The organism is Kushneria sp. Sum13, from assembly GCF_052692355.1.
In genome coordinates this window covers 1786332-1808340 of the sequence record NZ_CP199847.1, presented here as the reverse complement: position 1 = coordinate 1808340, position 22009 = coordinate 1786332, and the positions used below count along the sequence as shown (strand labels likewise).

Below are 22009 nucleotides of genomic sequence, written 5' to 3'. Positions count from 1 at the left end.
ATGCCGGCTTAGTGGCCCATAAAAAAACGGCACCCGAAGGTGCCGTTTGTTCAGAACCTTTCGACAATCGTCGATTAGAACTGTACGCCAACCGAAGCCATGGCAGCGTCGATCTTGTAGTCGCTGTCCATGTCATAGCGCGTGTATTCAGCACGTGCAAAGACCGGAACGGTTTCGAACTGGTACTTGAGGCCCAGACCGTAAACCGGGTCAGTGCCGTACTGGTTGCTGGCCGGACCTTCCTGAGCATTGGCCTTCCAGTAAGCAGCACCAACGCGTGCATAGCCGGATACGCCGTAGAACAGGGGCAGCTCGCCGATGGCACTCAGGCTGTAGGCCTTGGTCTGGTAACGGCCGTTACCCTGATCGGTGCCGTAATCAATGTCACCCAGATCGGCGTAGTTGATTTCGGTAGAGAACCAGTCGTTGAACTTGTAACCAACGAAGGCGCTCTGAGCAGTGTCGTTGTTGTCAGTGATGCGATCGCCTGACAGGTTGCCACTGCTGAAGCTGTTGACGTCAGCATCATGGACCTGCGCGCTACCCACGCCAACACCTGAATAGATGCCGGAGTTGGTGTCAGCCATGGCCATCGGAGCGGCGACCAGGGAAGAGGCGAACAGCGGTGCTGCGAAAAGTGCGAATTTTTTCATGATGATCTCCTTGCATGAAACCTTTATTGACTGGAGCGTCCTGCTCCATGACAAAATCGATTCGGTGAGCTGTTATTACTCGAACAGTGTTTTCAAAAACATTTTTAGCATGAGAATCGATTCACGTAAAGACTAGAATGCATCAGTCTGTTCGATGACGACGTTTGCAAAAATTTCTACTCAATACGGGCTGACAGTATAGCAACAGTCTGCGTTTTCGCCCGGCGTCGGTCCGTATTGCGTTTCCAGACGTACTGACAGTGGGGAAGCTCATCCTTTCACCGGTACAATTCATCAGTACAATGTCTTTCTTAGCGGTTCTGCCTCCACAGTATCGCCTTTATTCTCGTGTCCTCTTGCCTGGTTTTGATATGTCTGACGACCTGATGCCTGCCGAACTGCTCGACTTTCTCCCTTGCCGAACTCCCCAGCTGTGGGTGGATGCAGCGCTTGGCAATGAGCGTCTTTTAATGATCGATCACGCCCAATGTGAAAAAAAGGCAGCCTCCACGGCCATGAGCCTGATGTATCGCTATACCAGTCGTGCAGATCTTTTGACCAAGATGTCCCAGCTGGCGCGCGAAGAGCTGCTTCATTTCGAACAGGTCGTCACGCTGATGCGCGAGCGTGGCATTGCCTATGAACACGTGTCGGCGTCACGCTACGCGCAGGGCCTGCGTGAGCATGTTCGAGAGCAGGAGCCGGGAAGGCTGATTGATGTACTGATCGTGGGCGCTTATATCGAGGCACGCTCCTGTGAGCGTTTTGCCTGTTTGATCCCTCACCTTGACGACACGCTGGCGAAATTTTATCGCAGCCTGGTGAAATCCGAAGGCCGACATTTTGAAGACTATCTTGAGCTGGCCGCACAGTATGCCGATGAGCCCATCGATGTGCGGGTGGCGTTTTTTGGCGAGGTTGAAAGATCGCTGATCGAGTCGCCGGATAGCGAGTTTCGCTTTCACAGCGGTGTTCCGGCTGCTGCCTGACAGGTTGCGCAGGATGGCTGTCAGATAAAGGACGCCCCATCACGGGGCGTCTTTTTTGTCAGTCTTGAGATAGTTTCGAAAGACGGAAGCTCGACAGCGTCAGGGTCGTGTCGTCCAGGCGAATCTCCCAGCCTTCATCCCTGCCATGATGCCAGTCACCCAGCACGTAGCGTTTGGCACTCTGACCGTCTTGCAGGGACAGGTCATGCACATCAGGGCGATGTGTGTGGCCCTGGATCAGCGTGCGAACATCGTACTGCTGCATGATGTCTTCAACGGCATCCTGACTGACATCCATGATGTCATCGGATTTACTGCCATTGGCACTGCCTGAGCCTTCACGCATGCGATCTGCCAGCAGACGGCGCTGTTCCACCGGCAGGGCCAGGGTTTTCTGCTGCCACTGCGGATCACGCGTCATGGCGCGAAACTGCATGTACTCACTGTCCTGTGTGCAAAGGCTATCGCCATGCATCAAAAGGGCAGGTGTCTTGTCATCAATGGTCATGATGGCGGGATCATCGATCAGTACGGCACCGGTGAGTTCGGCAAAATGCTCACCCAGCAGAAAATCGCGATTGCCGTGCATGACATATAGATGTCTGCCGCTGTCACTGAAGCGGCGCAGGGCATCAATGATCTGTTGCTCAAATTCGCCGATGGCATCATCGCCGATCCAGCTTTCAAAGAGATCGCCCATGATATAGAGCGCATGAGCATCCCGGGCACGATATTCCAGATAGTTCAGAAATGCGCGGGTCAGCTCCGGAGCGTCCTGCTGCAAGTGCAGATCGGCAATAAACAGTGTCGTCATGACCTCTCCTGCTTGAAGGGCGCAGTGTTGTGCTGCGCCTGAAACATTATTGTCCGGTGATCGGATCAGGCATCGACCAGACGAGCAGATTCGATGACAACGTCTTCTGCGGGGACGTCGGCGTGACCATGGCGGCGTGTAGTGGCCACACCCTTGATGCTGTCCACGACGTCCATGCCTTCAATCACCTGGCCAAAGACGCAGTAGCCCCAGCCGGGAGGGGTAGGAGAGGTATGGTTCAGAAAGTCATTGTCGGCCACATTGATGAAAAACTGGGCCGTTGCCGAGTGCGGGTCACCCGTGCGGGCCATGGCGAGATGGCCACGGGCGTTTTTGAGGCCGTTGTCGGCTTCGTTCTTGATAGGCTCGTGAACCGGCTTTTGAGAGAAGTCGGTATCAAATCCGCCGCCCTGGACCATGAAGCCATCAATCACGCGGTGGAAAAGCGTGTTGTCATAGTGGCCTTCACGGACGTAACGCTCAAAGTTGGCCGCCGTCTCGGGCGCCTTGTCATGGAAAAGCTCGATTTTGATATCGCCGGCACTGGTAGACAAAATGATCATGAAAAATTCTCTGAAAAAGCAATAAAAGGACAGCTTCAGGGCAGCTACGCAGGAGTGTCGCGCATCGGGCTGGCGCTTACTCGTGACGTCGGTACTGATACCTGCATGGCATGGTCCCGGGCGCTCACGCTATAATAGCGGCTTTGTCCGGGCAGGCGAAACCGCGCCTGCCGGTATCCGTTGTCAACAAGGTCTGATCACGCCCCATGAGCTCAGAAAGCACCAGCGCACCGAATTTCATTCGTACACAGATTCGTGAAGAGATCGAGCAGGGGCGCGTTGATACCATCGTGACGCGCTTCCCGCCCGAACCCAACGGCTTTTTGCACATCGGTCATGCCAAGTCGATATGTCTCAATTTTGGCCTTGCCGAGCAGCTCGGTGGGCAGTGTCATCTGCGCTTTGACGACACCAATCCCGCAAAGGAGGAGCAGGTCTACATCGATGCCATTCGTGAAGACATCGAGTGGCTTGGCTTCAAGTGGAGCGGTGAGGTGCGTTATGCCTCCAGCTATTTCGACCAGCTTCATGAATGGGCCTGCCAGCTGATTCGCGATGGACTGGCCTATGTCGACGATCTCAATGCCGAACAGATGCGCGAATATCGCGGCACGCTGACAGAGCCCGGTCGGCCCAGTCCGTGGCGTGATCGAAGCGTTGAAGAGAACCTGGCCCTGTTCGAGGGCATGAAAAACGGTGAGTTCGCAGAAGGTGAGAAGATACTGCGTGCCAAAATCGATATGGCCTCACCCAATATCAATCTGCGCGACCCGACCCTTTACCGCATTCGTCATGCCGTGCATCACCAGAGCGGTGACAAGTGGAAGATTTATCCTTCCTATGACTTTACGCATGGGCAGTCTGATGCCATCGAGGGCATTACACACTCCATCTGCACGCTGGAATTTGAAGACCATCGGCCGCTCTACAACTGGTTTCTGGACAATCTTCCAGTACCGGCTCGCCCGCGGCAGATTGAATTTGCGCGTCTCAATCTTAATTATACCGTTACCTCCAAGCGCAAGTTAAAGCTGCTGGTAGATCAGGGCGTTGTCGACGGTTGGGATGATCCTCGCATGCCGACCATTTCCGGCATGCGCCGTCGTGGCTATACACCTGCCTCGCTTCGTAAATTCTGCGACATGGTTGGCGTTTCCCGCGCGTCCGGTGTTGTCGACATTCAGATGCTTTATCACGCCATTCGCTCGGATCTGGAAGACAACGCCCCCAGGGCCATGTGTGTCATGAAGCCGCTCAAGGTCGTGTTGACCAACCTGCCCGAAGATCATGAAGAGATCTTTGAAGTGCCCGGCCACCCGGCACGCGAAGACATGGGCATGCGTCAACTGCCGCTTAATCGTGAAATCTGGATCGACCATGAGGATTTCATGGAAGAGCCGCCGAAGAAGTTCTTCCGTCTGGCGCCCGGCAAGGAAGTGCGCCTGCGCAATGCCTACGTCATTCGCTGTGATGATGTGATCAAAAACGAGCAGGGCGAGATAGAAGCACTGCACTGCAGTGTCGATCTGGAGACGCTGGGTCAGAACCCGGAAGGCCGCAAGGTGAAAGGGGTCATCCACTGGGTCAGTGCTCGTCACGGTGTCGAGGTTGAAGTGCGTAATTACGACAACCTGTTTCAGGTCGAAGCACCGGACCGCGACAAGGACGTTGATTTCCTTGAGCACCTCAACACTCAGTCCCTCGAAACGGTTTATGGCATTGGCGAGCCTTCGCTTGCACAGGCTGGCGCCGAGCAGCGTTTTCAGTTCGAGCGTGTTGGTTACTTCTGTGCCGATCGCCATGATCACAGCGGTGACAGGCTGGTCTTCAATCGTACGGTCAGCCTCAAGGATGGCTGGGCGAAGGCACAGAACAAGACAAACTGAAGGGGAGTATCCGCGTGCAGATTTACAACACCCTGACGCGTCAGAAAGAAGTCTTTGCTCCCATCGATGCCGGCAATGTGCGCATGTATGTCTGCGGCATGACCGTTTATGACTACTGTCACCTTGGGCATGCGCGCATGCTGGTGGCATTTGATGTCATTACCCGCTGGCTGCGTACCAGCGGTTATGGCCTGACCTACGTTCGCAATATTACCGATGTTGATGACAAGATTCTGGTTCGCGCCCGGGATAACGATGAATCGATCGAGGCGCTGACAGGGCGCATGATCGATGCCATGCATGAAGATGAGCGCCGGCTTGGCGTGTTGCCGCCGGACCAGGAGCCGCGTGCTACGGCACATATCGATGACATCATTGTCATGATCAGGACGCTGATCGAGCGTGGCTACGCCTACCATGCCGATAACGGCGATGTGTTCTATCGCGTTCGCCGTTTCGAGCAATATGGTGCGCTTAACAATCGCAATCCCGATGACATGCGTTCCGGCGCTCGGGTCGATATCGATCAGGCCAAGGAAGATCCGCTGGACTTCGTGCTCTGGAAAAGCGCCATACCGGGTGAGGCCAGCTGGCCATCGCCGTGGGGAGCAGGGCGGCCGGGCTGGCATATCGAATGCTCGGCCATGTCGACCTGCTGTCTGGGCAATACCTTCGATATTCATGGTGGTGGACCGGATCTTGCCTTTCCTCACCATGAAAACGAGATTGCTCAAAGCGAGGCGGCGACCGGAAAAAAGTACGTTAACACCTGGATGCACGCCGGGGCCCTGCGTGTTGATAACGAGAAGATGTCCAAGTCGCTGGGTAACTTTTTCACGGTGCGTGACGTGCTCAAGGAGCATGATCCTGAAGTGGTGCGTTACCTCCTTGTGGCCAGTCATTATCGCAGCGCCATCAATTACGCCCCTGACACCCTCAAGGACGCCCGACGTTCACTGGAGCGGTTTTATAACGCGCTGGAGGGTGTGAAGGTCGTTAAAGGCGAGGTCAGTGGTGATTTTGATGCACGTTTTACCCAGGCCATGAATGATGACTTCAATACGCCCGAGGCGTTGGCCGTCATGTTCGAACTGGCACGTGAGGTCAATCGTCATCGCGATGACGCCATTCAGGCCGGGGCTCTGGCCTTCGAACTGGTGCGTCTTGGCAATATTCTGGGACTTCTGGAACGTTCGCCTGAAGACTTTCTCCAGGGAGTACCGTCCGATATCGATGACAAGTATATTGCTGGTCAGATTGAAGCGAGAAATGCAGCGCGCCGGGGGCGGGATTTTGCTGAAGCCGACCGCATTCGCGATGCGTTGGCGGCACAGGGCATTATCCTGAAGGACAGTCGCGAAGGCACGACATGGGTCAGCGAGACCCTGTAGCGGCGACGCGGGATCCGGTTTGAAAGGGTCCTGAGCCCAATTAAAAGGCCCCGCCATTGGCGGGGCCTTTTAATGTCCGATGGGCCGATATAACAAGGTCGGCCTTGCTCAGCTGTTGTCGTGCAGGTCGGCAGCCATCAGTGTATTTTCAAGCAGTGAGGCTACGGTCATTGGACCGACCCCGCCCGGCACCGGAGTGATATGAGACGCGCGCGCCCTGGCGCCTTCAAATTCCACATCGCCGGTCAGTTTGCCGTCAGCGGTGCGATTGATGCCGACATCGATCACGATGGCGCCCGGGCGAATCCATTCACTCTTGACCAGATTCGGGTTGCCCACCGCCACGATCAGCAATTCTGCGCTCTCAACATGTTGTTGAAGGTTGCGTGTAAAGCGATGGCATACGGTAATGGTACAGCCTGCCAGTAGCAGTTCGAGCGCCATCGGGCGACCAACAATGTTGGAGGCGCCAACAATGGTGGCTGTCATGCCTCGCACATCAAGCTGGTGTTCGTTCAGCAGTGTCATGACGCCCATCGGGGTGCACGGACGCAGGGTGGGCATGCGCTGTGCCAGACGGCCAAGGTTATAGGGGTGAAAGCCGTCAATGTCCTTGTGGGGGTGAATGCGCTCAAGCAGGGGGCGCGCATCCAGATGACCGGGCAGGGGCAGTTGCAACAGGATGCCGTCCACGCTGGTATCCGCGTTGAGCTGATCTATCAGCGCTTCCAGCGCATGTTGTGTGGTCTCTGCCGGAAGCTGGTGCTGAAATGACAGGATGCCGGCCTGTTCGCAGGCGCGATGCTTGTTGCGGACATAAACCTCTGATGCTGCGTCATCGCCTACCAGTACCACAGCCAGACCAGGCACTCTTTTACCTTCCCGGCGCCGTTCGGCCACCTGCTGGGTAACTCTTTCACGCACCTTCTGTGCCGTGGCCTTGCCATCAATCAACTGTGCACTCATCTATATTCTGTCCTGGTGACGATTCAAGCGAGCTTCGCTCATTAGTGCTGCAATTGTCGCATCCCGCCGGGTGCAGTCAATGAATGTTCTTTGCAGGGTCGACGAAAGCCATGAAAGCACTCTCTGACAAGTTATGCTTGACCCCGTCCGGTTATCAGGTAAAATGCGCCTCGCATTGGCAGCGGCCTCGGCAGAGGTGCTGGCGTATCGGGATATAGCGCAGTCTGGTAGCGCGCCTGCTTTGGGAGCAGGATGTCGGGGGTTCAAATCCCTCTATCCCGACCAACCTTTTGATTTCAGTAGGGTTTTTGGGATCGCAGGTTGACAGCAAAAGCCACGGTCAATAGAATGCGCCCATAGCTCAATCGGATAGAGCAACGGCCTTCTAAGCCGTAGGTTGCAGGTTCGATTCCTGCTGGGCGCGCCAATTGAAGTGCAGCATCTTGCTGCAAGTGAAGTCAAAAAAAGTAATGGTGGGTGTAGCTCAGTGGTAGAGCCCCGGATTGTGGTTCCGGTGGTCGTGGGTTCGATCCCCATCATCCACCCCATTATTTTTAAGCACTGCTGGATTGGCAGTGTATGTATCTAAAGTGTTTGTGTTTAAAATGGTGGGTGTAGCTCAGTGGTAGAGCCCCGGATTGTGGTTCCGGTGGTCGTGGGTTCGATACCCATCATCCACCCCATTATTTTTAAACACTGATGATTGTCAGTGTTTGCATTGAAAAGGGCGGCCCTGTGGGGTCGCCCTTTTGCTTTGCGTGTCATCTGTCGAAGGGTTGTTCGGGAATCGGAGTGGTTTACTGACGTTCAGTGAGTAAAGAAATTCCAATTTTCCCCTTGAAATCGTATTAATCGGTGCCAATTAAGGCTTCGAGCTTGCCAGCATCTGATGGGGTTCTTAAAATCTGCGCCCTTGAGTTTTTTATTTCGAACACGCCACCTGAGTGGGTAGAGGATCATTCATGCAAGTTTCAGTCGAAACGACTTCACCGATCGAGCGTCGCGTAACCGTTCAGGTCCCGGCTCAAGAAGTGGACAACAATGTCGATGAGCGACTCAAGGATACTGCTCGTCGTGTACGCTTGGATGGTTTCCGTTCAGGGCACGTCCCCATGAGCGTTGTTCGCCAGCGTTTTGGTCGTGATGTACGCAATGAAGTCGTTGATGAAGTCATGCGCCAGCATTATGTGCGCGCCATCACCGAAAACGAGCTTAACCCGGCGGGCTATCCTTCACTGGAAGCCACCGTTAATGAAGCGGGCAAGGACCTTGAGTTTGTCGCAACTCTGGAAGTTTATCCTTCCATTGAGTTGACGCTGCCTGAAGACGAGCAGATCGAGCGTCCTCAAGCCGAGATCAACGATGCCGATATCGATGAGATGATCGAGACACTGCGCAAGCAGAATGCCCGGTGGAACGACGTTGAACGTGCGGCAGCTGATGGCGATCAGGTGACCATCGATTTTGAAGGCTTCCTCGGTGAAGAAGCCTTTGAAGGCGGCAGCGCCGAAGGCCATCAGCTGGTGCTGGGCTCCAACAGCTTTATTCCCGGCTTTGAAGAGCAGCTGGTCGGTGTTCAGGCTGGAGACGAGCGGGAAGTGACGGTTACCTTCCCCGAAGACTACCAGGCCGAACATCTGGCAGGTCAGGAAGCGCGTTTCAAGACCAAAACGCACAAGGTTCAGGCTCAGGAACTTCCTGAAATCGACAGCGAGTTCATGTCCCGCTTTGGCGTTGAAGATGGCGACAGCGACAGCTTCCGTACCGAGATTCGCAACAATATGCAGCGCGAGCTGGATAACGCGATCGACAATCGTGTTCGTCAGCAGTTGATTGATGCCCTCAAGGCGCGCAACGAAGTATCGGTACCCAGCTCTCTCATTTCTCAGGAAGTCGAGGGTCTCAAGCGTCAGGCCGCACAGCAGTTCGGTCTGGGCGATGATTTCGACGTGTCTCAGCTGCCTGATGAGCTGTTTGCCGAGCAGGCTCGTGGTCGCGTTGAAGTTGGCCTGCTTCTGGCAGAGGTGGTCAGCCACTTCGAACTGGATGCTGATGATGCCGAAATTCGTGCCTTCATCGAAGAGCAGGCCGGTCAGTTTGAACAGCCTGAACAGGTTGTCGAGCAGTACATGAGCAACGAGCAGATGAAAAATCAGGTGAAATCTGCTGTGCTGGAACGCAAGGCCATCGACAGTCTGCTGGAAAAGGCAAATGTCGTTGAGACGCCCATGAGTTATCAGGAAGCACTTCAGGCCGCGCAACAGCAAGAAGCTGACGAAGCCGAAGAAACCGAAGAGCAGGCCGGCTGATATCTGGCGTCACAGCCATACTCAGGCTGGCAGTCAGGACCCGGCGAAAGCCGGGTTCTATCATTGGCCCACATCACTGTAAGGTTGCTACATGAGAAGCGAGTCTGATATTACCAATGCTGGCGGGCTGGTCCCCATGGTGGTGGAGCAGAACGCACGTGGCGAGCGGGCCTACGATATTTACTCCCGCCTGCTCAAGGAGCGTGTCATTTTTCTTGTTGGCCCGGTCGAAGACTATAGTGCCAACCTGATTGTGGCACAGCTGCTCTTTCTGGAGTCGGAGAATCCTGACAAGGATATTCATCTCTATATCAATTCTCCGGGTGGTTCAGTGACTGCCGGCATGTCGATCTATGACACCATGCAGTTTATCAAGCCCAATGTTTCAACGGTCTGCATCGGTCAGGCCGCCAGCATGGGTGCATTGCTGCTGGCCGGTGGCGCAGAAGGCAAGCGCTACTGTCTGCCGCATTCACGCATGATGATTCACCAGCCGCTGGGTGGTTTCCAGGGCCAGGCCAGCGATATCGAAATTCATACGCGTGAAATCCTGACGATTCGGCAGCGTCTTAACGAAATTCTGGCGCATCATACCGGGCAGGATATCGACAAGATTGCGCGTGATACCGATCGCGATAATTTCATGAACGGCGAGCAGGCTGTCGAGTACGGCCTGATCGACGCAACGCTGGCACATCGCCCGGTATCCTGATAGCGTTGATTCAGAGTCTGACCATGATGGCGTGCCAGTGCGCCGCCATCTTCAAGAGGTACGCGAATGGCTGACGGCAAAGGCAAGGACGAAGGCGGCAAGCTGCTTTACTGTTCATTTTGTGGCAAAAACCAGAATGAAGTACGCAAGCTGATCGCTGGACCCTCTGTTTACATCTGCGATGAATGTGTTGATCTATGCAACGACATCATTCGCGAAGAGGTCGTGGAGTCCGAAGCGTCTTCCGACGACGAGCGTCTTCCTGCTCCGCGGGAAATTCGCAACACGCTTGATGATTATGTGATCGGTCAGGACCGCGCCAAGATGGTGCTCTCCGTTGCCGTATATAATCACTACAAGCGTTTAAAGGTAGGTCAGCAAAAAGGCGATGATCGCGTTGAGCTGGGCAAGAGCAATATTCTGCTGATCGGTCCGACCGGTAGCGGCAAGACGCTGCTGGCAGAAACAATGGCTCGCCTGCTGAATGTTCCGTTTACCATTGCTGATGCCACAACGCTGACCGAAGCCGGCTATGTAGGGGAGGATGTTGAAAACATCATCCAGAAACTCCTGCAAAAATGCGATTACGATGTAGAAAAGGCACAGCGTGGCATTGTCTATATTGATGAAATCGACAAGATTTCGCGCAAGTCGGACAATCCTTCCATTACACGTGACGTGTCAGGTGAAGGCGTGCAGCAGGCACTTCTCAAGCTGATTGAGGGTACCACTGCCTCCGTGCCCCCTCAGGGTGGGCGCAAGCACCCGCAGCAGGAATTTTTGCAGGTTGATACCGGCAATATCCTGTTTATCGTTGGCGGTGCTTTTGCCGGGCTGGACAAGGTCATCAGTGATCGTGCCGAGCGTGGTGGTATCGGATTTAACGCTGTGGTCAAAAGCAAGGATACCAACAAGGGCGTTGGCGATATCCTGGCAAGCGTTGAGCCCGAGGATCTGGTCAAATACGGACTTATCCCGGAGTTTGTCGGCCGTTTGCCGGTCATCGCAACGCTCAATGAGCTTGATGAGCAGGCGCTGATTCAGATTCTCACCGAGCCCAAGAACTCCCTCATTCGTCAGTACGTTCGCCTTTTCGAAATGGAAGGCGTTGAGCTGGACTTCCGTGAGGATGCGCTCAAGGCTGTGGCCAACAAGGCCATGGTAAGAAGAGCGGGCGCTCGTGGGCTTCGTTCAATACTGGAATCCGTACTGCTGGATACCATGTATGAAATCCCCTCCGCCGAGAATGTTGTCAAGGTGGTCATCGATGAGACTGTCATCAATGGCGACAGCAAACCGTTGCTGATCTATGCCAACCAGCAGGAAAGCAAGCTGGTCGTTGGCGACGATCGATAGTCAGCAAGATGACGCTTGACCGGGGGGCCGCCATGGCCCCCCAGTCATGTCAGACTCCTGTCCGGTAAGCGGTTGTAATTCCTGCCGTCATCCCCATATTGATGCCATCAAAGTCGCTTCGTGCGGCCCACACACAAGATTCGAGGTTGTCTGCGATGGAGCGTAACCCCGCACAGACGTTAAACATACCCCTGTTGCCGCTGCGAGACGTTGTTGTTTACCCGCAGATGGTCATACCGCTGTTCGTGGGTCGCGAGAAATCGATTCGTGCCCTGGAAGCGGCAATGGCGTCGGACAAGCAGGTATTGCTGGTCGCTCAGCGTGACGCCGGTCAGGATGATCCCGAAGTTGAAGATCTTTTCGACATCGGCACCATTGCCAGTGTGATGCAGCTGCTGCGTCTACCCGACGGTACCGTGAAGGTGCTTATCGAAGGCAGCTCTCGTGCTGACATCACGGATGTTGATGACGGTGATGAAGAAAATGGCTATCCGGTGGCCAGTGTTACCCTGAGAGAAAGCGAGCCTCTCAATGAGCGCGAGCAGGAATCTCTGGTACGTGTGCTGCTCGATCAGTTTGAGCAATATGTGAAGCTTTCTCGCAAGGTGCCCAATGAGGTGCTGAGTTCGCTTCAGGGCATCGAGGATGCCAGCCGACTGGTTGATACCATTAGTGCTCATCTGTCTCTTGAGATTGGCGACAAGCAGTCCCTGCTCGAGATGGACAAGGTTCGTGATCGCGTTGAGCATCTAATGACGCTGATCGAGTCCGAGATTGATCTATTGCAGGTAGAAAAGCGTATCCGCTCCAGGGTCAAGGAGCAGATGGAGAAATCCCAGCGCGAGTACTATCTCAATGAACAGATGAAAGCCATCCAGAAGGAAATGGGTGAGCTTGAAAATACGCCCAACGAGGCGGATCAGTACGAGCAGAAGATCGCCGAATCCGGCATGTCGGCCGAGGCCGAAGAGAAGGCCCGTCAGGAGCTTAACAAGCTCAAGATGATGGCGCCGGCGTCTGCTGAAGCCACGGTAGTGCGTTCCTATCTTGACTGGATTCTGGCAGTTCCCTGGAAAAAGCGGACTCGCGTTCGCCATGATATTGCTCATGCCGAACAGGTGCTGGAAGAAGATCACTATGGGCTGGAAGAGGTCAAGGAGCGCATTCTTGACTATCTCGCCGTGCAAAAGCGCGTGCGCAAGCTGAAGGGGCCGGTACTGTGTCTGGTCGGCCCTCCCGGCGTTGGCAAGACATCGCTGGGTCAGTCCATTGCCCGAGCGACCAACCGCAAATATACGCGACTGGCACTGGGCGGCGTTCGTGATGAATCCGAGATTCGCGGTCATCGACGCACCTATATTGGCTCCATGCCCGGCAAGGTATTGCAGCGCATGAGCAAGACCGGCGTTCGTAATCCGCTTTTCCTGCTGGATGAGATCGACAAGGTGGGTATGGACCACCGCGGTGATCCTTCCTCAGCGCTGCTTGAGGTGCTGGATCCCGAGCAGAACGACAAGTTCAGCGACCATTATCTGGAGCTGGATTACGATCTCTCGGATGTCATGTTCATCTGTACTGCGAATTCGATGAATATTCCCGGCCCGCTTCTGGACCGCATGGAAGTCATTCGTATCCCGGGGTATACGGAAGACGAAAAACTTGGCATCGCCAGACGGTATCTGGCTCCGAAGCAGCTCAAGGCCAATGGTCTGAAAAAGGATGAGCTGGTGCTGACAGATGAAGCACTGCTTGAACTTATTCGTTACTACACTCGTGAAGCGGGTGTTCGCGAGCTTGAGCGCCAGATTGCCAAGGTGGCGCGCAAGGTGCTGCGCGAGCGCATCGGTAACGAGGTCTCGAAGGTTGGCCAGACGGAGGCTCAGCACCTGGAAGCCGCCGACATCGAGCGCTATGCTGGTGTGAGGCGCTTTAGCTACGGTCTGGTTGATCAGGCCCCTCAGGTGGGTCGAGTGACCGGTCTGGCATGGACGTCTGTGGGTGGTGAGATTCTCAACATTGAGTCCGTGGTTACCCCGGGCAAGGGCCGTGTCAACAAGACAGGCTCCCTGGGTGATGTCATGAAGGAGTCGGTCAGCGCTGCGCATACGGTTGTGCGCTCGCGAGCTGCCCAGTTTGAAATCGACCCCGAACGGTTTGAGAAGGAAGACCTTCATATCCACGTGCCGGAAGGGGCCACGCCCAAGGACGGTCCGAGTGCCGGTATCGCCATGGTCACGGCGATGGTGTCTGCCTATACCAATCGGGCTGTGCGCGCCGACGTTGCCATGACAGGTGAGGTCAATCTGCGCGGTGAAGTCATGCCGATAGGAGGCCTCAAGGAGAAATTGCTGGCCGCCCGACGCAGTGGTATAAAGATTGCACTGATACCTGAAGAAAATCGCCGCGATCTCAAGGAAGTCCCTGATGCCATCAAGGATGCACTTGATATTCGACCCATGCGCTGGATCGATGAAGTCCTTGAAGTTGCTCTGGTACAAAAGGGCGATGACGATTTTGAAGAGACTCGGGTAGAAGAAAAAAATACTTCTCAAGCGTCTGTAAATACTCATTAGGGTTATTTTTGATAAATGTTGGCCGGCAAAGCCTGAAATGACGGGCTTTGTTGCCAACATTGCTTGACGGTATTTATGGTCGTTGATATAAAATGCGGCTCGTTATGATTGCGTATGCTGTTCGATTGCCGCGCTTAATCCTAGCAACGATTGTTATAGTCAAGGGGTGAAGAGTGAATAAATCCGAGCTGATTGAGGCTATTGCTGCTTCTGCAGATATTCCCAAGGCAGCGGCCGGTCGGGCTTTAGATGCCATGATCGATTCCGTTACCGATAGCCTTAAGCAGGGTGATTCCGTGGCACTGGTAGGTTTCGGAACATTCAGCATCAAGGAGCGGGCTGCACGTACTGGTCGCAACCCGCAGACTGGCAAGACCATTGAAATCAGCGCTGCCAACGTGCCCAGCTTCAAGGCCGGCAAGGCGCTGAAGGACGCTGTCAACTGATAGCGGTGTTAGCTGCAATGGAAGGCTTGTTTTTAAGTGCCTTCCCTGTATGAAATAAACGCATCGTGAAAACGATGCGTTTTTTTATGGGCAGGTCCGGACTGAGAGTGACTTCAGTCAGATCCCGGCTTATGGCGTGTCGGTTTGCGTCATGTGTCGTTATAATCCTTCGCCACACCCCTCCATCATCCATCAATTTCAAGGGCCTGCTGCATGCTGCAAAAGATCAGAGATCGGGCACAGGGCTGGATCGCCAGAATAATCGTGGCTCTGATCGCGCTGACATTTACGCTATTTGGCGCAGAGTCGTTACTGAGCTATTTCAATGGTAGCCAGCGTGACGAAGCTGCTTCTGTCAATGGTGAGAAAATCAGCCGTCAGACGCTAGATACTGAGGTTCAGCGCGCCGTACGCTCAGGGCGCGTACCGCCTGAACAGCAAAATGAAGCGCGACGAGCCATTCTGGATTCCCTGATTACTCGTACGGCCATCGAGCAGTATGCCCGAGAGGGTGGCATGAGCTTTTCAGATCAGCAGGTCGATCAGCTTCTGGTCAACCGACAGGAGTTTCAGGACAGCAGCGGACACTTTTCTGCCGAGCTCTTTCAGCGAAGGCTGAGTAGCGCCGGTTATACCCCTGAAGAGTTTCGTCGCCAGCTTCAGGAAGACATGCTTACCCAGCAGCTTCAAAATGGCCTGATTACAGGTACTTTCCTGCTGCCTTCGGAAATCAGGCATCTGGCGAAGCTTCGCTATCAAAAACGCGATTTTCGTTATGCCACGTTGAATGACAGCGCGCTCGAGCAGCCGGTCAACGTCAGCGATAAGGAAGTGCAGACCTGGTACGATGCCCACAAGGAAGCCTATCAGCGTCCTGAAGAGGTCAAGCTTGAATACGTTGTGCTCGATCGTCGCCAGCTGCCCGAGAATGATCAGCCCGTGGATGAGCAGCAGCTGCGCCAGCGCTATGAGCAGCACCGTGCGACAGCCCCACGTGAAGTGTCAGACATTGTAGTGACCTTCGGTGGAGAGCGAACGCGTGAGCAGGCGCAACAACGCGTTGACGACGTTGAAGCCCGCCTACAAAAGGGTGGGGATTTTGCCGAGCTGGCCAAACAGTACTCTGACGACCCGTCCAGTGCCGACAAGGGCGGTCGAATGGGCGCCGTCAGTGAAGGCATCTTTGGCCAACCCTTTGATGAGGCCGTTGCCTCCATGGCACCGGGTGAGGTATCTCAGGGCGTGGAAAGCGACGGTGTCTTTCATATCATCCGTGTTGATGACATCGCGATCGAAAGCTTTGATGACATGCGCGATGAGCTCACCAAAGAGGTTCGACAGGAGCAGCATGACGAGCGCTTCCAGCAGCTTGCCCAGCAGCTCAGTGACGAAAGCTTTTCGGCCGATGACCTCAAGGGAGTTGCCAACCGTCTGAAGCTGCCGCTGAAGCACACCGATTGGGTGTCACGGGATGATGAGTTCGAGGATGACAATGCCGTGCTGGGTGAAGCCGGTGTCATGGATGCTGCCTTTACCGATGACGTTCTCAACAATGGCTACAACAGCGAGCCTGTAGAGCTGGGTCAGGATCGCCGCGTGGTGCTGCGTGTCACCGAACATCGTCCGGCCACTACGCTGGCGCTGGATGAGGTCCGTGACCAGGTCAGGGGCTCGGCACTTCAGGAAAAACGTCGTCAGGCACTTGCCGACCAGGCTGAAAAAATGCTGGTGGCCCTTCGTCGTGGAGACACTCCCAAAGGACTTGAGTGGCAAAAGGTCAGTGGCATGACGCGTGACGGGCAGGGGGATCTCTCTGCCGATCTGGTCAATGCAGCTTTCGGCATGCCGCAGCCGCATGATGGTCAGCCAGGGTATGGTCATGCCGCCACAGATGAGAAACAGGTGATTTTTGCCATCGATCATGTGGACGACGATGTCAGCGACGATCAGGTCTCGGCCATGTCGGATGGCCTCTGGAATGCCCAGGCAGGACAAACGATCAGCGTCATGACAGATGCAATTCGTAACCATGCCGATATCTCGACAAATTAAATAGTCTGCTATCTTTCTCAGGGCGCAACTCGTGTTGCGCCTTTTTTTATATCTGGTGATTTATTCACCTCATTGTTGGCACCCCTTTCAGGGCATGCAGGAGCGTTTTATGACCCAGTCACGCTATTTTACGATCAGTGAGTATCCCGAGGGTCTGCCCGAGCGGTCTCTTTTTCAGCTTGAAACACAGGAACTGCCCGAGCTACAGGAAGGGGAAGTGCGTGTTCGCAATCACTGGCTTTCCGTGGACCCTTACATGCGCGGGCGCATGAGTGGTTCCAAAACGTACATTGAGCCCTTTGAGCTGAATAAACCCATGCAGGGTGGGGCATTCGGCGAGGTGATCGAATCACGTCACCATACGCTCAAGGAAGGCGATCGGGTCATTCATATGGGTGGCTGGCGCGATGTGGCGCAGCTTGATGGTGATCAGGTGCAGCCGCTGCCGGACATTGATGTACCGCCGCAGGCCTTTCTGGGCGTTTTGGGTATGCCGGGGATGACGGCCTGGGCCGGATTGACCCTTGTTGCCGAACTCAAGTCGTCTGACACCGTATTGATTTCGGCTGCCAGCGGCGCCGTGGGCTCGCTGGCAGCACAGCTGGCGCATCAGAAAGGGTGCACGGTCATTGGCAGTGCCGGCAGCCAGGAAAAGCGTGAGTGGCTTGAAGCGCGCGGTATCAAGGCCGTCGATCACCACCAGAGTGCTGATGATATCAAAAAGGCCCTGAAGGAAGCCGCACCGCAGGGTGTCGATGTCTATTACGAAAACGTGGGCGGCCCCATGCTTGAGGCAGCTCTGGATGTCATGAATGATTTCGGTCGCATAGCGGTGTGCGGCATGATTTCACGCTATAACGAATCGGCGCCCTCTGCGGGGCCGGCCAATATTGCCGCCGTGCTGACCAAACGTCTGCGCATGCAGGGCTTTATTGTCTATGAATGGATCAAGGGACACGAACAGGAGTTCTACAAGCAGGTGGGTCCGCTGGTGGCCGATGGCAGCATCGAATATCGCGAAACCGTGGAAGAAGGGCTGGAGCGAACTCCGGATGCTTTCCTGGCCCTGTTTGAAGGCAGCAATCAGGGCAAGATGCTGGTCAGGCTGGACTGATCTCTGGCTACTTGCGGGCACTTGATGCCATGACTGAACCCGCCGTGTGCGGGTTCAGTTGTTTTACGGCGTGCTGCCTGCTTCAAGCAGCGCAATATGGTGAAGCGCCTCATTTCGGGTATGGCCACAAAGCTCGCGGTCATAACTGAAGTCGTGACAGACCTTCGGTCGGCGAGCATCACCAAAAAGCCGGCAAAGATTGTCATCATCAAGCTGGATGCAGCGAATGCCTGCCGGTTTGCCCTGCGGCATGCCGGGTATTGCAGAGCTGATGGAGGGCGCAATGCAGCAGGCGCCGCAGCCCGGGCGGCACCCGGTCTGCTGGCTTGTCGCGATCACACCATGTAGCCCATCACTCATGCTCATGTCAGGTCCCGAGCACCATGTGCGGTGGCCACGGCACCCTTGTCGATCCCTTCAAAAGCCTGCACTCGAACACTGCCACCATGCAATGAGGCGATCTCCTGCGCCATCCAGTGGGCAATCTGTTCGACCGTGGTGGGGGTCGGCAGAATTTCGGCCCGTTCCTGTGGCAGCCGTATCGCAAAACGCCCCTGTGCCGATTCATATCCAACATGATACATATCGTTGTCTGTATCCATCAGATCGGCCCGATCAATCAGGTAGATATCTTCAAGACGCTGTGACCACTGTGTTTCGAGCGCTTCACTGCGCTGCCCGTTATGCCAGATGGCCAGACGGGAGCGATGACCATGCGCAATGCGCTGGCAGTTGCCCTTGTGACGTCGAAGGCCGTGACTGTACGTGTAGCCGCCGGCCTCATGGGGCTCTTCCCGCAGGGTCACGCGTATTTTTTCGACCTGCGCCGGCGGGCGCCGGGAAAGCTCCGCGGACAGATAGTCCCCCAGCCGTTCCGGGGTGATCTGCTGCCAGGGCAGCAGGGTATAGGCCTGGCGTGGTGCCCGTAGCTCCATGGGCCACGGATGACGGGTCTGCAGGCGAAGCCCCTCATTGCACTCAATGACCGTGATGTCATGTGCCTTGGTAGGTACCAGCAGGGTATGGTCCACGGTGCTGTCGATACGTGACTTGACCCAGGGTTTGACATCCCCGAAATCAAACAGCATGCCGTCTTCACCCAGCGACCCCTCCAGCTCAACATCGATATGGTAGCTGGCGCCGACCAGGCCTCGTTGTGGACACCAGATGGACACATCCAGCGCGCTGAGCGCGTTTACGAAAAGAATCATCAATCAATACCTGCAATCTTGTGTGTCTGCAGGGAAAGGCGCCACTGCGGGTTGGTCATGCAATACGCCACCGTGTCGGCCATGGTATTGCCTGTCTCACCGCGAGGGGCAAGGTCCATGGGCTGCAGAAAAAAGTGGTCAAACTCGAGCGCCCTGAAACGCTCGGGGAGCGCATCGGCCTGCGGATAAACGAGCTTGAGCTCATTGCCGGACAGCTGCTTGAGTTCGGCGCGCCCCTTGGGACTGACGCAGAGCCAGTCGATACCCTCAGGGGCCGGCAGCGTGCCATTGGTTTCCACCGCGATTTCAAAACCACGCTCATGGATGGCCTCAATCAGGGCACTGTCCAGCTGGAGCAGGGGTTCCCCACCAGTAAAGACCACGTAGGGGCGCGCGTGATCGTCACTCCGAGGCCACAGGGCCGCAATATGGTCTGCCAGTTCAAAGGCCGTTCGAAAGCGACCGCCATTTTGGCCATCGGTGCCGATAAAATCGGTATCACAAAAGCGGCAGATACTGCTGGCACGGTCCTTCTCGCGCCCGGACCACAGGTTACAACCAGTAAAACGACAGAACACCGAAGCACGTCCGGCCTGACCGCCTTCACCCTGCAGGGTGTAAAACGCTTCCTTGACGCTGTACATGGCTACACCTCCCGCGTGAGGCTGGTCTGGCTGCGATAGGGCAGCGGGTCCACAAGGCCTTGTGATGCAAAGGCCTGAAGACGCTCGCGACAGCTGCCACATTCGCCACAGGCAAGCGCTTCACCCAGATAGCAGGTCCATGTATGGGCATAATCAAGGCCCATTTGCAGCCCTTCGGCAAGGATGTCGTCCTTGCTGGCATGTAGATAGGGGGCACGTATTTCAACGGGCGTATAGTTGGCAATCGCTGCAACATCGTTCATGCGCGCCACAAACTCGGGGCGACAGTCAGGGTAGATGGCATGATCGCCCCCGTGTGCGCCGTAATAGCAGATCTCTGCTTCCAGATTAACGGCATGACCGATGGCCAGAGACAGCAGGATCATGTTGCGGTTGGGGACGACGGTCGCCTTCATGTTGTCTTCGGCGTAATCGGCCCGCGGCATGGGCTGGCTGGCATCGGTCAGGGCCGAAGCACCGATAAGTCCATGAATGGCGCGTATATCCACGACCTGATGCGCAACGCCCAAAGTCTGACAGACCTGACTTGCAACATCGAGTTCGCGCGCATGGCGCTGACCATAATGGAAGGAGAGGGCGTGAACGTCATACCCCTCGCGCAGGGCGCGATGTAAAACGGTGTAGGAGTCCATGCCGCCGGAATAGATAACGACGGCGCGTGATGCGTTCTGTAATGTCATGACGGAGAATTTCTTTGCCGATGGGAATCGACGCCCGGGATCCGGTCCGGGCGAATGAGGGGCGGCATTCTAACGCCAAACCGGGAGTGTGTCAGCAATATATTTTATACCGTTATCTTTGGTGTGCTGTTTACACAAAGGAGTGACGGGCAAAATATTGGAAGAAATGGCGTTAATGACGAACGGGACGAGCAAGCACCATCAGTAAACACAGGGTCGAAAAGCGACCCTGTGTTTGAAGGGCATTTAAAGATCGTGCCCCAGTACGACCGAGCGAATGGCCGAGAAGCTGTGGGCTTCGGGCGGATGATCCAGATTAACCCCCAGTGCGTTACTGACTTCGCGGGCAGAAATCACGCCGCGGATACGAAGGCCGCCATGTTCATCATGATCGGTCACCAGCACATGACGATCTCCTGACGTTTTCAGGGTCTGCACCAGATCGCCCAGCGTGGCGCGTTCAATGCGCTCGTAGTCGATGGAGTGCATGTCTTCACGTGCCAGCTTGATCATGTCGACCGTCACATCTGCCCTGGCAATACCACGCTCCTGCATGGCGCGTGTCACGGCGCTGCCGCCAAACAGGATGCGTGCGCTGATCACACCGGTAAACTCGCCCTGATCGTTGAGCACCAGCAGCATGTGAATGTTGTTTTGCTTCATCGTCTGCAGGGCATCATCAACGCCGCTTTCCGACGAGACAGTGAAGGCACGGACCTGCTGGAAGTCTGTCAACAGCGCCAGCGCCGAGCTGTCCATGTTCAGCGAGGCAGAAGCCGTATGGTGGCCCGGGCGACAGATGCTGGTGACGCTGTCCATTTCCTTGAGAGGCAGAGGACTGTAGGGCGTAGGGGTAGTGTTCATGAGCGTCTCCTGTGCAAGCCTTGTCAGGCATTTTACTCAAACATGAAAGACCGAAACCGGCATGACTCGATTACAGATGGGCCTTTAAATCGCCCCGGACCGCATCGACAAAGGTAATGAAACGGGTATCGCGATCATCATCGCTGCGATCGACCCGACAGCCCAGTTGCATGGTGTTTTTGACCAACAGCTCATCAAAAATATCCAGCGTCACCGCGTTGGCCGGCCTTGACCCTGGAGTGATGGCCCCGTGTTCCAGCGTAAAGGTTTCAAGCAGGGAAGCCCTGACTCGGGTAGTGCCACCTTCCGAGATGACGCGACGTACGAAAAGCCAGCCTTCGCAGGCCAGTTCTTCACCGTTGTCCTGACGGCGGCTGAACAGCGTACGGTAGCAGGCACCTTCAGCGGCGGCCCGCTCGGCCATGCTTTTGTAAGAGGCCGCCATCCTTGTCGCCATGGCGCCTGACTTTGCAAGCTTTTGCACGGCGCCGCGATGTTCCTGATCCAGTTTTTCCTGTCTGGAAAAACGCTGCCAGTGCCGGTATTCCTCTAAGATTGAAGTCACATCCATCCCTGTTTTCGCGGCCAATAATAGTGTCGGGGGCTATCTTGCCGATACACAGCGCTTCTCGCCAGCCCGGCCAATAAAATATGGCCTGTCACGGCGCTAAAATCGAATGATGCACCATCAGCGATGACTTGTCCCCGCTGCAGGGCCATTGCCGTAATGGCGTATCAGGCAGACCGGCCCGCCATCCGTTACAA

At 55.4% G+C, this 22009-nt stretch carries 20 protein-coding genes and 4 tRNA genes; 14 read left to right on the top strand and 10 right to left on the bottom strand.

The genetic code is table 11. From position 1 onward, the window contains the following. Positions 1-74: 74 nt before the first annotated feature. Positions 75-653, bottom strand: coding sequence for an outer membrane beta-barrel protein (locus ACUN8C_RS08570; RefSeq protein WP_445621780.1), 579 nt, complete (start codon positions 651-653; stop codon positions 75-77). Positions 654-1024: 371 nt separating this feature from the next. Between ACUN8C_RS08570 and ACUN8C_RS08565 the strand changes: the two genes are divergently transcribed. After that, entirely contained in the window at positions 1025-1642 is a 618-nt protein-coding gene (locus tag ACUN8C_RS08565; RefSeq protein ID WP_445621779.1) for a tRNA-(ms[2]io[6]A)-hydroxylase, read from the top strand. A 58-nt stretch (positions 1643-1700) separates the two neighbouring features. On the opposite strand, the gene ACUN8C_RS08560 is transcribed toward ACUN8C_RS08565, so the two are convergent. Both ACUN8C_RS08560 and ACUN8C_RS08555 read right to left on the bottom strand, forming a co-directional pair. After that, positions 1701-2456 (bottom strand): UDP-2,3-diacylglucosamine diphosphatase, encoded by a 756-nt coding sequence (locus ACUN8C_RS08560; RefSeq protein WP_445621778.1) that lies wholly within the window; start codon positions 2454-2456, stop codon positions 1701-1703. A 65-nt stretch (positions 2457-2521) separates the two neighbouring features. Then, on the bottom strand, positions 2522-3019 hold the full coding sequence (locus ACUN8C_RS08555) for a peptidylprolyl isomerase (RefSeq protein ID WP_445621777.1): 498 nt from the start codon (positions 3017-3019) through the stop codon (positions 2522-2524). A 206-nt stretch (positions 3020-3225) separates the two neighbouring features. On the opposite strand from ACUN8C_RS08555, the gene ACUN8C_RS08550 reads away from it, so the two are divergent. Next, positions 3226-4905: a glutamine--tRNA ligase/YqeY domain fusion protein gene (locus tag ACUN8C_RS08550; RefSeq protein WP_445621776.1), complete on the top strand. Its 1680-nt coding sequence runs from the start codon at positions 3226-3228 to the stop codon at positions 4903-4905. A gap of 14 nt (positions 4906-4919) precedes the next feature. Continuing rightward, on the top strand, positions 4920-6296 hold the full coding sequence (cysS, locus tag ACUN8C_RS08545) for a cysteine--tRNA ligase (protein ID WP_445621775.1): 1377 nt from the start codon (positions 4920-4922) through the stop codon (positions 6294-6296). 108 nt (positions 6297-6404) lie between these two features. On the opposite strand, the gene folD is transcribed toward cysS, so the two are convergent. Next, on the bottom strand, positions 6405-7262 hold the full coding sequence (gene folD / locus ACUN8C_RS08540; RefSeq protein WP_108843491.1) for a bifunctional methylenetetrahydrofolate dehydrogenase/methenyltetrahydrofolate cyclohydrolase FolD: 858 nt from the start codon (positions 7260-7262) through the stop codon (positions 6405-6407). A gap of 208 nt (positions 7263-7470) precedes the next feature. On the opposite strand from folD, the gene ACUN8C_RS08535 reads away from it, so the two are divergent. From ACUN8C_RS08535 to ACUN8C_RS08485, 11 genes are all read left to right on the top strand, one after another. Continuing rightward, positions 7471-7547 (top strand) — tRNA-Pro (locus ACUN8C_RS08535). A gap of 65 nt (positions 7548-7612) precedes the next feature. Further along, a tRNA-Arg gene (locus ACUN8C_RS08530) sits at positions 7613-7689 on the top strand. A 46-nt stretch (positions 7690-7735) separates the two neighbouring features. Continuing rightward, a tRNA-His gene (locus ACUN8C_RS08525) sits at positions 7736-7810 on the top strand. A 60-nt stretch (positions 7811-7870) separates the two neighbouring features. Beyond that, positions 7871-7945: transfer RNA gene (locus ACUN8C_RS08520), tRNA-His, on the top strand. A 279-nt stretch (positions 7946-8224) separates the two neighbouring features. Then, complete coding sequence (gene tig, locus ACUN8C_RS08515) at positions 8225-9571, top strand: trigger factor (protein ID WP_445621774.1); 1347 nt, start codon at positions 8225-8227, stop codon at positions 9569-9571. A 91-nt stretch (positions 9572-9662) separates the two neighbouring features. Continuing rightward, positions 9663-10283 carry an ATP-dependent Clp endopeptidase proteolytic subunit ClpP gene (gene clpP / locus ACUN8C_RS08510; protein WP_108843493.1) on the top strand — a complete coding sequence of 207 codons (621 nt, stop codon included), beginning with the start codon at positions 9663-9665 and terminating at the stop codon, positions 10281-10283. A 66-nt stretch (positions 10284-10349) separates the two neighbouring features. Beyond that, positions 10350-11639 carry an ATP-dependent Clp protease ATP-binding subunit ClpX gene (gene clpX / locus ACUN8C_RS08505; RefSeq protein WP_086622765.1) on the top strand — a complete coding sequence of 430 codons (1290 nt, stop codon included), beginning with the start codon at positions 10350-10352 and terminating at the stop codon, positions 11637-11639. A 155-nt stretch (positions 11640-11794) separates the two neighbouring features. After that, positions 11795-14212: an endopeptidase La gene (gene lon, locus ACUN8C_RS08500; protein ID WP_445621773.1), complete on the top strand. Its 2418-nt coding sequence runs from the start codon at positions 11795-11797 to the stop codon at positions 14210-14212. Positions 14213-14385: 173 nt separating this feature from the next. After that, the gene (hupB, locus tag ACUN8C_RS08495) at positions 14386-14658 is read left to right on the top strand and encodes a nucleoid-associated protein HU-beta (protein WP_086622767.1); all 273 of its coding nucleotides are present in this window, start codon (positions 14386-14388) and stop codon (positions 14656-14658) included. A gap of 213 nt (positions 14659-14871) precedes the next feature. Continuing rightward, positions 14872-16710, top strand: coding sequence for a SurA N-terminal domain-containing protein (locus ACUN8C_RS08490; RefSeq protein ID WP_445621772.1), 1839 nt, complete (start codon positions 14872-14874; stop codon positions 16708-16710). Between the two features lie 109 nt (positions 16711-16819). Further along, positions 16820-17824 (top strand): NADP-dependent oxidoreductase, encoded by a 1005-nt coding sequence (locus ACUN8C_RS08485; RefSeq protein WP_445621771.1) that lies wholly within the window; start codon positions 16820-16822, stop codon positions 17822-17824. A 63-nt stretch (positions 17825-17887) separates the two neighbouring features. On the opposite strand, the gene ACUN8C_RS08480 is transcribed toward ACUN8C_RS08485, so the two are convergent. The 6 genes from ACUN8C_RS08480 to ACUN8C_RS08455 form a co-directional block, all read right to left on the bottom strand. Continuing rightward, positions 17888-18190, bottom strand: a complete 303-nt coding sequence (locus ACUN8C_RS08480; protein ID WP_445621770.1) for a YkgJ family cysteine cluster protein — start codon at positions 18188-18190, stop codon at positions 17888-17890. Then, the gene (locus tag ACUN8C_RS08475) at positions 18187-19035 is read right to left on the bottom strand and encodes a 6-pyruvoyl trahydropterin synthase family protein (protein WP_445621769.1); all 849 of its coding nucleotides are present in this window, start codon (positions 19033-19035) and stop codon (positions 18187-18189) included. The genes ACUN8C_RS08480 and ACUN8C_RS08475 overlap by 4 nt, the downstream gene beginning before the upstream one ends. After that, positions 19035-19679, bottom strand: coding sequence for a 7-carboxy-7-deazaguanine synthase (gene queE, locus ACUN8C_RS08470; protein ID WP_445621768.1), 645 nt, complete (start codon positions 19677-19679; stop codon positions 19035-19037). Before queE ends, ACUN8C_RS08475 begins: the two co-directional genes overlap by 1 nt. Positions 19680-19681: 2 nt before the next feature. Beyond that, a complete protein-coding gene (gene queC / locus ACUN8C_RS08465; RefSeq protein WP_445621767.1) occupies positions 19682-20380 on the bottom strand; it encodes a 7-cyano-7-deazaguanine synthase QueC in 699 nt (232 codons plus the stop codon). Positions 20381-20626: 246 nt separating this feature from the next. After that, positions 20627-21244, bottom strand: a complete 618-nt coding sequence (locus tag ACUN8C_RS08460; protein WP_445621766.1) for a CBS domain-containing protein — start codon at positions 21242-21244, stop codon at positions 20627-20629. Between the two features lie 70 nt (positions 21245-21314). After that, positions 21315-21815: a hypothetical protein gene (locus ACUN8C_RS08455; protein ID WP_445621765.1), complete on the bottom strand. Its 501-nt coding sequence runs from the start codon at positions 21813-21815 to the stop codon at positions 21315-21317. Positions 21816-22009 lie beyond the last annotated feature (194 nt).